The sequence below is a fragment of the Flavobacterium sp. KMS genome (assembly GCF_000813005.1).
GTDB lineage: Bacteria > Bacteroidota > Bacteroidia > Flavobacteriales > Flavobacteriaceae > Flavobacterium.
Map to the genome: position 1 here is coordinate 14,682 of NZ_JSYP01000015.1, position 12,006 is coordinate 26,687.

At 30.5% G+C, this 12,006-nt stretch carries 10 protein-coding genes; 1 reads left to right on the plus strand and 9 read right to left on the minus strand.

What is annotated here, in order from left to right; genetic code table 11:
- Positions 1-506: 506 nt before the first annotated feature.
- Positions 507-1,571: a pentapeptide repeat-containing protein gene (locus tag OA93_RS15595; RefSeq protein WP_039114502.1), complete on the plus strand. Its 1,065-nt coding sequence runs from the start codon at positions 507-509 to the stop codon at positions 1,569-1,571.
- Positions 1,572-2,590: 1,019 nt separating this feature from the next.
- On the opposite strand, the gene OA93_RS15605 is transcribed toward OA93_RS15595, so the two are convergent.
- The 9 genes from OA93_RS15605 to OA93_RS15640 all read right to left on the minus strand — a co-directional run bounded on the left by OA93_RS15605 (position 2,591) and on the right by OA93_RS15640 (position 11,992).
- Positions 2,591-2,857, minus strand: coding sequence for a hypothetical protein (locus OA93_RS15605; RefSeq protein ID WP_131474487.1), 267 nt, complete (start codon positions 2,855-2,857; stop codon positions 2,591-2,593).
- A 269-nt stretch (positions 2,858-3,126) separates the two neighbouring features.
- Complete coding sequence (locus OA93_RS15610; protein WP_039114327.1) at positions 3,127-3,483, minus strand: hypothetical protein; 357 nt, start codon at positions 3,481-3,483, stop codon at positions 3,127-3,129.
- A 2-nt stretch (positions 3,484-3,485) separates the two neighbouring features.
- Complete coding sequence (locus OA93_RS15615; RefSeq protein WP_039114328.1) at positions 3,486-5,057, minus strand: hypothetical protein; 1,572 nt, start codon at positions 5,055-5,057, stop codon at positions 3,486-3,488.
- Position 5,058: 1 nt separating this feature from the next.
- Positions 5,059-5,229, minus strand: a complete 171-nt coding sequence (locus tag OA93_RS25125; protein WP_165572113.1) for a hypothetical protein — start codon at positions 5,227-5,229, stop codon at positions 5,059-5,061.
- An 18-nt stretch (positions 5,230-5,247) separates the two neighbouring features.
- On the minus strand, positions 5,248-7,056 hold the full coding sequence (locus OA93_RS15620; RefSeq protein ID WP_039114329.1) for a phage baseplate assembly protein V: 1,809 nt from the start codon (positions 7,054-7,056) through the stop codon (positions 5,248-5,250).
- Between the two features lie 37 nt (positions 7,057-7,093).
- Positions 7,094-7,489: a type VI secretion system tube protein TssD gene (gene tssD / locus OA93_RS15625; RefSeq protein ID WP_039114330.1), complete on the minus strand. Its 396-nt coding sequence runs from the start codon at positions 7,487-7,489 to the stop codon at positions 7,094-7,096.
- 170 nt (positions 7,490-7,659) lie between these two features.
- Complete coding sequence (locus OA93_RS15630) at positions 7,660-8,613, minus strand: hypothetical protein (protein ID WP_039114332.1); 954 nt, start codon at positions 8,611-8,613, stop codon at positions 7,660-7,662.
- On the minus strand, positions 8,610-11,492 hold the full coding sequence (locus OA93_RS15635) for a hypothetical protein (RefSeq protein ID WP_039114334.1): 2,883 nt from the start codon (positions 11,490-11,492) through the stop codon (positions 8,610-8,612). Before OA93_RS15635 ends, OA93_RS15630 begins: the two co-directional genes overlap by 4 nt.
- Before the next feature lie 11 nt (positions 11,493-11,503).
- Positions 11,504-11,992 carry a DUF4280 domain-containing protein gene (locus tag OA93_RS15640; RefSeq protein WP_039114335.1) on the minus strand — a complete coding sequence of 163 codons (489 nt, stop codon included), beginning with the start codon at positions 11,990-11,992 and terminating at the stop codon, positions 11,504-11,506.
- Between the last annotated feature and the right edge of the window lie 14 nt (positions 11,993-12,006).

Sequence of the window (12,006 nt, forward strand, 5' to 3'; positions counted from 1 at the left end):
AACGGAATATAACAACTTTTTTACTTCAAGCTTTTGCAAGTGAGTTTGCTGAGAATAAGTTTATAAAGTAAAAAACCATATAAACTTTAGCTAATTTATGAAAAAAATAGCAAAGTAAGATTTTGTTTGTTATAATATACTTGAAAATTATGACGATTATATTCTTTAAAAATACTCTTTTCTCCTAAATAATTTAAAACTGGCATTAATCAACAGAAGACTTTCGTTTTTTTATTGATTTTTACTTTCAAAAATAGTAGGCAAAAAACTAAATTTATATCTTAAAAAAACTCCAGATTTCTCGGAAGTTTTTTTACTTAATAACCAGTAAGATAATTTTAGAACCATTTTATATGTAGCAGATAGTTAGTTTATAAAATACAACTGATAGTTTCTAAATAGCAACTACAAATAGCGTAAATACAACTAAAAGTGTTTGAGTTTTTTATATTCTGGAAATGTATCTAAATACCTTTGCTGAATCAATAATAAATAAAAAAAGTACTATGTTAAATACTAAACTTATTGGCAATAAAATTGCCGAAGCAAGAAAGAAAATAAATATTTCTCAAGCCCAGCTTGCTCAGCAGCTATTTATTAGTTCTCAGGCAGTAGGAAAATGGGAACGCGGAGAATCAATGCCAGACATCACTACTTTTAATCGTCTAGCGGAAATTCTAAATGTTGATCTTAATTATTTTTCAGAAAACTTTCAATCTAAGGTTAATGAGATAACATTGGATGAACCGTTGAATAAACAATCTGAAAAAGAGGAGAAAAAACTAAGTTGGGATATGTCATACGGAAATTGGGTAGACGCTGACTTTTCTGGATTGAAAGATCTTCATGAAAAATTTAGTTCGTCAAACATGCTACGCTGTTTCTTTGTTGGTTCTGAAATGTCAGAACTGCTTTTAAAAAACAATAATGTAGATACCTGTGATTTTTCCAATTCCAACATAAGTAACAGTAACATTCAGAATTCTAACTTAGCCAATAATATATTTAAAAGCTGTTCCCTAAAAGAAACTAAATTTTTAAAAAACTATATTAAAGGTTGTGATTTTTCTGGGGCAAATCTTATCGAAGTGGATCTTATTAAAAGCAATCATATTGATAGCTGTAACTTTTCAAATACCGACATAAGTAAAAGCCATTTTCAGAAATCTAGCTTAGCCAACAATATATTTAAGAACAGTTCTCTAAAAAAAGCTGAATTTTTAGAAAGCCATATTAAAAGCTGTGATTTCTCCGATACAAATTTTACCCAAGCTAAGTTTAAATCAGGCGCATTCATTAATAATACGGTTATAAATGCAGTGTGGAATCATACTTCTTTTATTGGAATGCAAATCGACGATATCCTTTTTGATGGAACTCTGAAAGATTGCTATTTTGAAAACTGCTCTTTTAACAGAGTCATATTTCAAAATTCATTGCTTATTAACACGTTCTTTAAAAATAACAACTTAAAACGAATTCAATTCATAGATTGTCAAGCAGATAGAATGACTTACGAATTCCTAAAAAGTGGAAAAGCTGATTTAACTGGTATCAACTTACAATCTTAGACATCAGGTTAACCAGACAACAAAATATAATCATTACAAACGGCATCTTGCATATTTGCAATATTTAAGAAAATCCAAAAAATAATCTTTAATAATAAAACAATGATAGCACTTTTAGTAACCTTTTATTTAGCTGTTTTCAAATCAATTAATTTTTTATTTTTAAAATAATACTAACTATGAGTCGTCCAAAAATAGGTTGGCAGTTTTACAATAAATGCTTAATTATCTTGGAGTAAAAATGATATTTTAGATGTTCAATTTCATCTCTAAGATTTTACCCGAACTAAATAAACTTCTTGATTTTTCTTCTACGTTATAACAAAATACAATCAAATTATGAATTTGATTCAATATCTAAAATATCTTTCAAAGGTTTTATTATTTCACCATTTCTAATTAATAAGAATAAAATAGTTGTAATCATCAAAATTGGAATTATAATAGCTAATCTAATAATATACAATTTCTTATAATCAAATTTACCCATTAAGAAACGATCTACTATCAAGTAAACCATCCCAGAGTATATTCCTATTGGAATATAAACTGATAATGCATAAAAAAAGTTTGAATAAAAGAAACTAAAAAGTAATATAGATATAGCTGGAAATACGCATGGTATGAAAAATAAGTACAACAAATATTTTAAATAATCTCTCCAATTTTTACCTTTCTTTAAAAGATAACTGATAAATAAAAATAGGCTTATTATTAGTAAACTGATAAATATATGCATTATTTGATCAAGATTAAGTGCAAGACTATACGAAATTTTGTTTAAAAAAAACACAGTTATTGTTATCGAAAATGATGTATATAATAACATTAAAATATATATTATTACTCTGAAAATGTCTTTCATATTTATTTCTTTTTATATCCTGAATACATCTTAAATAAATGAAATTCTTAATACTTTTCAACCTAACAATTAGGCATTAGTTAATCTGGGAGAGATTATAACGATGACTTTACAAACGTATTTATCTATAATGCAACTTTCGTGAAAACTAAACTTATATCCAATTTAGTCCGAATTCTAAAACATAATGAATTAATGTAATTATTCCGCTTAAAATAATAATGGCTAAAATCCTTGCAATATTTTGATTTAGTTTAGTTTCTATTTTTCTTTTAATATAGTATAAGTCGATTAATACAAATGGAATAAAGGAAACCAATCCAATAAATCCGCCTATCCAAATTATTATGTATCCATATAGTGCATTAAACATGGAAAAAAAACTTGTAGCTTCAATAGGCTCTCCTAGTTCTATTCTCATCCATACCATTCCTGAAAATATACTTAAAAGAAAACATATTATATATTTAATAATTGTTATTGTAACTTTCATTCTCAATAATTATGGTTTATATGCAAAACGGCAACTCCACATAACTCTACTCTCACAAACCCTTTCATAAATCAACTTTTTCCGTATTCTGAGTTAACACCTGAATGTATATCATAGGTTTGTCAATAAATACTTTATTAGTTTAAATTCAATGAGGTGCATAAAAATTTGCTAAATACCTGCATGTTTTATTTTAATCAGAGTCCTAAAAATCTACTTATAAAAGATTGTGGATTATCATGATCTTGAAATATCGCGCACAAAACAAACCAATAAACTATTGCTAAAACTACCGCAAATAGAATAATTAGCACCAAAGAAAGTAGCCATTTATTCTTTATTTTTCTAGTTAAAAAATAAATTATTAAAAAAGAAAAAGTAGGGATCAATGCCCCAACAAGTCCAATATAAATTGAAATATTCATCAATGATTTCATTGGCATAGCAGACATATCAGACAAAAGATGATCTGATACATACCAATAGGTTATTCCTATCGTAGAAATAACAAAGATTATAATACTATAGAGAATTAGTTTGTAAGTGCTTTTCATAATTATTTCTTTTTATAACCTGTATTTATGCCTGAACTAAAGGAACTTCTTAGATCTGCTTCTACTTTTTCCCAAAATTGAGTATGACTTAAACCGTGGGATACAGTTGCAAAATAAGGAACTCCACCTGGTCTAATCGCCATATCTATTTTTTTATCTTTATCTGAAACAAGATTCGCATGATAAAGAGTTACTAGCTTTTGATAGTTTAGTATATTTTTTCTTAAAATCTTGATTTGAGCATCTAAGTCACCTGTTACGGCATATTCTGCATAATCTAAATAGCTATTAAACGTTGTAAGGGTTGCTGGTACTAAAAACTGGCTGAACAAACGCATTAATAGTTCTTCTAAATTATTTCTTTTTAAAGCACCTTCAACTCCTGTAGCAAAACCCTCAAATTGAGCCTTTTTCCCTCTACTGTGATAGGAATCATTAGTCGTAATATTTCTATCAACAACAGTTAAACTTCCTGCTTGTTTTTTTGGTGACCAAGATGTATCATCAATACTATCAGTCAAACCATGACTTTCTGCAAATACTTTTGCTAATAATTTTAAGATATAACTATCTTTTACACCCGTTTTTATATCAAACAAGATATTTAATACAGCTACCCCTTGGGTAAGATTCAAATTGCTAACTAACTTACTTTTTCCATATCCACTATTTATGCTACTAAAGTTTACGTGTACATCATAAGTCCATTTTAAAAGGCTTTTAAGCAAAACAACAAACTCATCTCTTTCTTTATCTAAAGTGACTTTAGCAACGTTTATACTTTTAATATATTTAATGAATTGATTTGTCAAAATATTAACTCCAAGAAATACTTTTGCCATTTCTCTCCAAATAATAATTGCCTCTTCCTCATTCATTCTAAAATCGACAACATTATCTTGTAATGCTTTTTTATCTACACTTGCCAATACTTCCATCCCTCTTTTAAAACTGTCAGAATGAAAATCTTTAAGAAAAACTTCTAGATTTATCAATGTAAAATCTGCCACAAAACGTTGGGTAATATCATACTCATTATGAACATTAATGATTTTACACTCCTTGTGTACTTTAGCGTGATTTAACTGATGCTTTTTTTGAAAAAAAGGTGTAGATAAATAAGTAATACTTTTTATTTTCCAAAATTTAGGAAATCTTTTATCAGTAGCAATCAAATTTGTAAATTGATTAATCACATTACCGCCATGAGAGTGACCAATTAAGTGTAAGTGGACTTCTTTATTCTTGTATTTAGGATAAACTCTAACAAATAAATCTAACAAACGATCTGCAGCAATAGTTCTTTCCTCTGTGTTATTATCCCCAGACCAACTTAAAAATGTATCTTCAATATGTAAATCATGAAACTGAAATTTCAATTCTTTTAACTTTCCCCAAAAATTTTCGTTACTAGCACGCCAATAATCCTTATTGGCTTCGTGTTTTAATCCTTTGGTATTTATAGGGTCAGTAGTACCCGGTACAAACATAACAATATCAGTTATTTTACCATCGGATTTCACTACTACTTCTGGTTTTTTAAACCTCGGTTCTCCAAGTATTACATTCCCCATACTATTGTTTATTACCTTTTAGTTGTACCTTTTTGTTCGAAATCAATGTAAGATTTTTATCGGTTGCAACGATTTCAACTTTCTCAGCTGTTTCAATAAACTTCTGCGAAATGCCATAATACTTGTTGTCAACTGTAGTATAAAAATTTTTAGCGGTTTTAGTAATTGCCATAAATAATTTCTTAGATAATTAAAACATATTCGATTTCTCTGCACTATTTACATCTACCGTTTTGGCACTGCTTTCTAAAAGCATACTTTCTTTGGTACTAAAAATGGTAACTTCTTCAGCATGCTGAGTCGATTCTAGAGAACTTCTTATATGTGTTTTTTCTATTATCTCTGTTTTATTATTTGCATTCTCAGTAAAATCTCCCGCAGCAGTTTGATTGATATCTTTTGCCGCAATTTGTATGATATCTTTGTCCGCAGAATTTTCTATGTTTTCACCTGCTGTAATAGTTACATTTTTACCTGCCGAAATAGCAAAATCCTCTCCAGCATTAAGTGTAAAGTTCTTAGGAGCATTTGCACTTATATTTCCTTTCCCATCCATTTCCCAAGTATTCCCACTAGGATCTTCAATTAAAACACTGCCTTCGGCATCATTAAAAACCATTTTAATTCCTGAGCGGGTATGGATAGCTTTTAAATCATTTTGAGCCGATCCGTAACCAGATGCCTCTTTACCATTGTATTGTGTTCCTAATATATATGGATTCTGTGCATTAGCCCCTTCAAAACCGACCAATACTTCTTCTCCTATTTCTGGGATAAAATAAAATCCTTTACCTACACCTGAGTGGGGCTGTATCATACGTATCCATTCGCTTGTGGTAGTACCACCTGCCCAATAAAACTCAACTTTAACTCGTCCTAATGCTTCAGGATCATTATTGTCTTTTACTTTAGCTGGTTGCGTCTCTGCTTTGGCAAAAACATGCACATCAGTATAATCCGGAGCACCTACATCCGAAGGAATTGCTTTGAACTCACATGAATAATTTCCATGTACTTCAGAATGGTGTATTGCTTCTGTAACAATAAGTTCATGCTCTACAGTTTGGTTTACTATTGTAAATACCTGTCCTATTCCTAAAGGCAAGTAAGATATCCCGCTATAATAAACACTATTGGCATCGTTTCCTGCGGTTTGCAATTGAACCATTTCGTCTATTTCTTCTTTGTTTTGAGCATTGGTTGTATAAGCACCAGTACTTAGATCACCTTGAGTGACGGTTCCTTGATTAAATCCTACAATTGAGGAGAAACTATCTTTACTACCTGTACTTGTTTTTAAAGCCGAATTTCGAATATTGTTTGCATTTTTATAGTCATATGCAGCCAACGAAATTTTGTGTGCTGTCATATTAGTCTGTATCTTAAAGCTATGCAATGAAGCTCCGTTGATAAGTTTTATTTTACTAGTTTTAGTTTGTCCGAACTGCATACGCATACCATCAAAATAAAACCATTGTCCATAACGTGTTGCCAATCTTTTCAGAAATTCAAAACTGGTTTCATTATACTGTGCCATATATTTAAATTCCTTAAGATACGTAGACCTTATAGAATCTCGTTGGTAAAACTCTCCTGGTCCTTCACCTAAAATTCCCAGTACAATATCGTCCATTCCTCTTTCTAAATACGTTCTGGATTTTTTCATATCGTCCAGAACAATAGTATGGCTTATTCCTGTTACATGCAAACCAACTGGGCTACCATGAAGATCTACAGAAGAGAGTTCTGTAATTATTCCTTTACTCATAAGTCTAATTCCAGTAAGACTTTTAAAAGTAAAAATAACTTCATCTCCTAAATAACTCCTTAAAGCTTTTGCCTGATCGGCTGGTTTAATAATTGCTTTACCTGTATATTGCCAGATAAATGAAAAATGATGATGATCGGCCATTTTTTGGGATAGCTTTAAATCATAATAAACAATGTTTTGAGAAAAACTTCCTATAGTAATATGTACTTGTTCTGAGAAATGTGCCATAATAATATGTACTTATTTTTAATAAATTTTTTAAAATTTAATCTAAAGCAATCCAGTTGTTTGAGAATTTAGCATCTCCAAAAGTCAATTCTTTAGCTACTAATTCCATAGTTATTTTCATTGGTACTTCGGTAGTACTTGTAAATTGCTCTTCGTAATTGATACAGAAAGCCTTAACAAACTTAAGTTCTTTCATTTTGCTCAGTGCATCTCTTCTGTAAAAAACAATTTTTCCATCCTTAGTCAAATCACTATTTAACATCCATGACAAAAAATTAGTATTTTGGTTGGCTTCAATAATCATTTTTACCACACCGCCCTTGGCAGCCCCAGTTGGTTTACTTGTGGTATCAATTTCTTGTTTAAAATTAATATTAAATTCAAGAACATTATATTCTTCCCCATCGATTTGTAATTTGGATAAAAAACTCATTTGTCTTTTTTTTTAGGATTATTTATTGTTAAAACTTTATTCGGAATATTAAATATATAAAATTAATCTCTCAAAACTATACTATCTAATAGCTTCATACAATACCCACTTTTAGTGATATTTACTTAAAAATGAACTTACAAACTTTAATTTTAAATAAGTGAATCTTATTACCTTATAACCTCTAATGGTCCTCCAGCTTTGGGACGGTACAAGTACATTATGTAAGTTTGAACATTCCCTTCAGCATCTTCGCGTATTAAATTTGAAAAATTAAAATAGTATTTATCAGTTCTTACTAAAGCAACCATTTTTCCATTTCCATAAAATCGCATGGCGTAATCCTCAAATACAAAAGGCTTAACATCATTTACATCTTTTATCCATTCTTCTATTAGCATTTGAGAATCTTCAGGCTTATTTCTGTATCCCATTTTATCTAATTCTAATTGCCTATTGTAATATTTTCCAGCAATAGCATTTACATCCTTGGCATCATAATATCCTATTATTTCTTTGTAGAAGTTCTCTACTTCTTTCAACAGTTTATCTTTATCTTCTTTAGTTAAATCTACACCGTTTTTCCATCCTTGTATATCATTTTCATAAGGTAGTACTGGAACATCAAATTCTAAATGTACTTCATAATAAGGCAATTTTCCTTTTTGCTTGGGTAGTTCATATCTTAGAGCTTCTTTAAAATCTTTTACTTTTTCTTTTCCGTATTCTCCATAATTAATACTAAGCTTCAATGCTATATTTTCCATGTCAATCTCCTTTGCCATAATAAAATTATCATCTTTTAAAGGAGTCATTCGGATTGTTAGTTTTTGTTTTCCAGAATGTAGTAACGCTTCATTAATTGGCATAGAACCTGTGAAATTCTTTGAATTATAATTTTTTATCAATTGTTCATCATTTACCAAAGCTTCGAAAGTAAAATTGGAAACCTTTTCAATATGCAGGGTATAACTAGGCTTATAATTGTACTCTTTTACTTCTTTGTAAATATTTGCTACTTTTTTTATGTTTTCCTGATTCATTATGTCTTCTTTTTTTATTTCTTTTTGTGCACAACCTGTAATGCTGCAATTAATTAATAATAGAACAATTATTTTTTTCATGATATTAAATATATTTTATCTGTTTCAAATTTGTAATTCAAAAAGGTAACCTCTCCTTCTATAGATCCTCCTATTTCAAATAAAGGTTTACTATTCTTTAAATTTACACTATCCCCTTTTTTAAACTGGGCTATACCCGTTGCCGAAAACGAAAGCTTAATTCCTTCAAATTCTAATTCTTTCTTGGCGAAAAACCCTTTATTATCAATTCCGTAAAAATCAGTTACGCCAATTCCTGCTTCAGCTCCAGCTCCAAATCCTAATTGCAAAATAGCTTCGTATCCAAGTGTTTTATATGTATTCGCAATATTTATTTTAAATTCCAGAGCTGTTTTAATACTGGTTTTCCCCTTAGCATTAATTTCTTTAAAACCTGCCAGCCTATTATATTGAAAATCTACAGTAGTGTCTATTTGTCCTGATACTGAAAACTCACAAGTTATAGCGCTTGAATCGTCTGCTAATATGTATAATAAGGCATCAATAGCTTTTAATACTGCATAAGCAATAGGATGTCTTCTGCATAAAAGTTCTAAAATATCCCATTTTATGGAGACTCCTAAAAGAGGACCAGCTTTTAGCATTAAATCTATACCCAATCCTTGTCTTCCTGCTAATGCTGGATATTTTTTGGCGTCAATTTGCTCATAATACCAAGAACCTGCAAATGATAATTTAGGATATAATATTTCATATTCTACAGTTTTTCTTTTGAGCTTATCCATCAAGCCATCAATACTTTTTTCTTGCGTTGGAGTATATCCTTTCTGATCATAATCCCCTTCTATAATACCTATGGCTTTTCCAGCTAATAAAATTACTGGTCTTAACTGTTCGTAAATTTGCTTTACGAAATTTTCAGTTAATTCATTTTTTATGTCCCCACCATAATGTTCTTCTTCTAAAGACACAGTCATTCTTTTCATAATCTCAAGCAACTGCTTAAAACTTGTTCCTTTGTCTACTGGTGCGACTTCTGTTGTTTTAGGTTTTAGATCATATTTTTGAGTAAAGTACTTTTCAGCATTATCTAAGGTTTCTTTCCGTCTTAAATTAGCCTCATTAATTTTTTTGCCTCTCTCGGTTGTATCGTTTTCATTAGCTCTAAAATTAGCCTCATCCTTTTCTTTAGCATTATCTTCAAAGGTTTTTAATGGCGCAAAATCCCCTCCTTTTCTATTTAGTTTTTCAATATCTTCCTTCTTTACATTAAAGCCAAATTTTAATGTCCATTTAATGTCGGGATAGATTGCAATATTTATATTTTGCTGAAAAGCACAACTTTTTGCGACTGCAGTAAGAGTATTTATCTTATCTGCGCTTAAATTGGGCAGCCAGAAATACTTCATTGCTTTATAAAAAGTTGTTAGGGCATTAGCGTCCTGTGGGATATCGTAATTATAAAACGCATCAAACTCAATTTGTTTCTGCCTAACGGTTACAATTCCTTTTTCTGAAGCAACACTTTCTTTTTGTGTTGTCTTCGCACCCATCGTCGAAGTTTTATTACTCGATTCGGTTTTTACTAATTCTTTTTCTTCTTTTTTTACCTTATGCTCTGCTTTAGAGCTTGGATCGATTTTTAATTCATAATCTTTTGGAATAGTTAGTATGATTATTTCCTGAGTATTATGTTTTGGTTTTCTTTCGCATTCTAAGGTTTGAAAATCAAAGTCTAAAAGGTATGTTTCTTTCTTCCCTGTAACTATTTCTATTCCAAGATCTTTTATTGCTCTTTGTTCATCTTTTGACGAATCAAAAAGGATTGTAGATCCTGCTTTGTCTTGCTTTTTTAATTCAATTTTATCGTATCTACATGGGCTGAAACTAGCAATATTAGTTTCTACTTTCCCAACAAGAACAGGATTATTGGTAGGTTCTGTAACAGTCTCATGTTTTTCTCCCTTTATTTCTACTTCTAAAAAGCAATTTTCAGGTATTTTTAAAAATTTCCCTGTTTCTTTTGATTTTACTGTAGGGAAAATTTTCAAGGAACTTCCTGCTTTAGCCATCCATTTTGCATCAATTAAAACAGGAATTCTAACTTTCTGAACATGTGATTCTGTTTTACCTTTTACTTTTATACCTCCAGAAATTCCGGTTTTATTTACCTCATTTTCAAGTAATTTATGTACTAACACTTCGCATCCAAAGTTATCCTTATTAGAAATTGGCAGTAAATCATTAGGATCTGCAGTGTCTTTATCCCATAATCCAACTTCTAAATCTTGTCCATACATATGAGTTGTATAAATGTTTAAAAGAATTTTAGAGCCAAATTTCACCTTTCCTGTAATGGGTTTACAATCAAGATCTGTCCATGCGATACGTACAATTTGAGGGATACCAGTAGCACGAACATACAACCCGTGTGGTGTTTTTCCAGTAGCGGGATCATTTTTAGTAAAAACTTCAAGCCAGGCAAAGCCACCACCAACCAGAATCTCCGGAAAAGAAATGTCATTTTTATAATCTTTGGGTATCCCAATAGTAAAGTCGTTGTTATGTGCTATTGTTTTACCTTTCATTCCGTTACCTACAACTTCCCAAGACCAGCTTATAGTTTTAAGCTCTTCAAGAATTTTTTCGTTAAAGGCTTTCTTATCTTCAACGTATTGTTTTTCTTTCTCTACTACTTTTTCATGTTCCGCAACGTATCTCTTCCTGTCATCAATGTCAGGCATTTTCAAAACTTCTTCTTGAGTTAATTTTTTAAAAGCACCTGGTTTTTTTGGAGCGTTTTCATGAAGCCCAGCTGTAGGTATAATTTCAACGACAAACACTCCTGCCTTAGACAAGGTTAAGCACCCCATCGCTTTATCAAATTTTTGATCTTTAGTAAGAGGTAATACTGGAACAAGATGTAGATTTTTACTCATAATTTACTCTTTTAAGCTTTATTTTCAATCATTAAAACGGCATTATCTAAATCTTCAAAGTCCACTGCAGGGAAAATTTCATTTAACACCTCGGGTTTACTATTCTCTACATTTTGTTTAGTCACTTCAGCAGTTTGACCATGATCTGTTATAGTAATACAATCGGGGGCTCCCATTGGGCATGTCCCTTTACTGTCTTCTAGTAATAGTTTTCCTTGATTAGATAAAACTATTTTTTCATAAATACCACTCCATTTGGTAATTTGGGCTAGGCACGGTAAGTAATCACTTCCTGCAGGTTGCTTCTTACACTTACCAAAGGTGTTTTTCTTAAGTGTTTGCCCTATATCTTTATCACTGGCAATTAGCTTTTTCGATCCGTCTTTGTCATTCGCATAATGTTTTGTATGCGTTTTAACCATTAATTTATCAGTTTTAGGCTCTACACTAAATTTACATTGGCAAGTAGCGCCTTGTACTACAATATGTTTTTCACTCATAATAAATAGTGTTA

What these genes read in the sequence shown, in the direction of transcription:
- OA93_RS15595 (WP_039114502.1), top strand. Translation starts at nt 507, where the DNA reads ATGTTAAATACTAAACTTATTGGCAATAAAATTGCCGAAGCAAGAAAG.
- OA93_RS15605 (WP_131474487.1), bottom strand. Translation starts at nt 2,857, where the DNA reads ATGAGAATAGAACTAGGAGAGCCTATTGAAGCTACAAGTTTTTTTTCC.
- OA93_RS15610 (WP_039114327.1), bottom strand. Translation starts at nt 3,483, where the DNA reads ATGAAAAGCACTTACAAACTAATTCTCTATAGTATTATAATCTTTGTT.
- OA93_RS15615 (WP_039114328.1), bottom strand. Translation starts at nt 5,057, where the DNA reads ATGGGGAATGTAATACTTGGAGAACCGAGGTTTAAAAAACCAGAAGTA.
- OA93_RS25125 (WP_165572113.1), bottom strand. Translation starts at nt 5,229, where the DNA reads ATGGCAATTACTAAAACCGCTAAAAATTTTTATACTACAGTTGACAAC.
- OA93_RS15620 (WP_039114329.1), bottom strand. Translation starts at nt 7,056, where the DNA reads ATGGCACATTTCTCAGAACAAGTACATATTACTATAGGAAGTTTTTCT.
- tssD (WP_039114330.1), bottom strand. Translation starts at nt 7,489, where the DNA reads ATGAGTTTTTTATCCAAATTACAAATCGATGGGGAAGAATATAATGTT.
- OA93_RS15630 (WP_039114332.1), bottom strand. Translation starts at nt 8,613, where the DNA reads ATGAAAAAAATAATTGTTCTATTATTAATTAATTGCAGCATTACAGGT.
- OA93_RS15635 (WP_039114334.1), bottom strand. Translation starts at nt 11,492, where the DNA reads ATGAGTAAAAATCTACATCTTGTTCCAGTATTACCTCTTACTAAAGAT.
- OA93_RS15640 (WP_039114335.1), bottom strand. Translation starts at nt 11,992, where the DNA reads ATGAGTGAAAAACATATTGTAGTACAAGGCGCTACTTGCCAATGTAAA.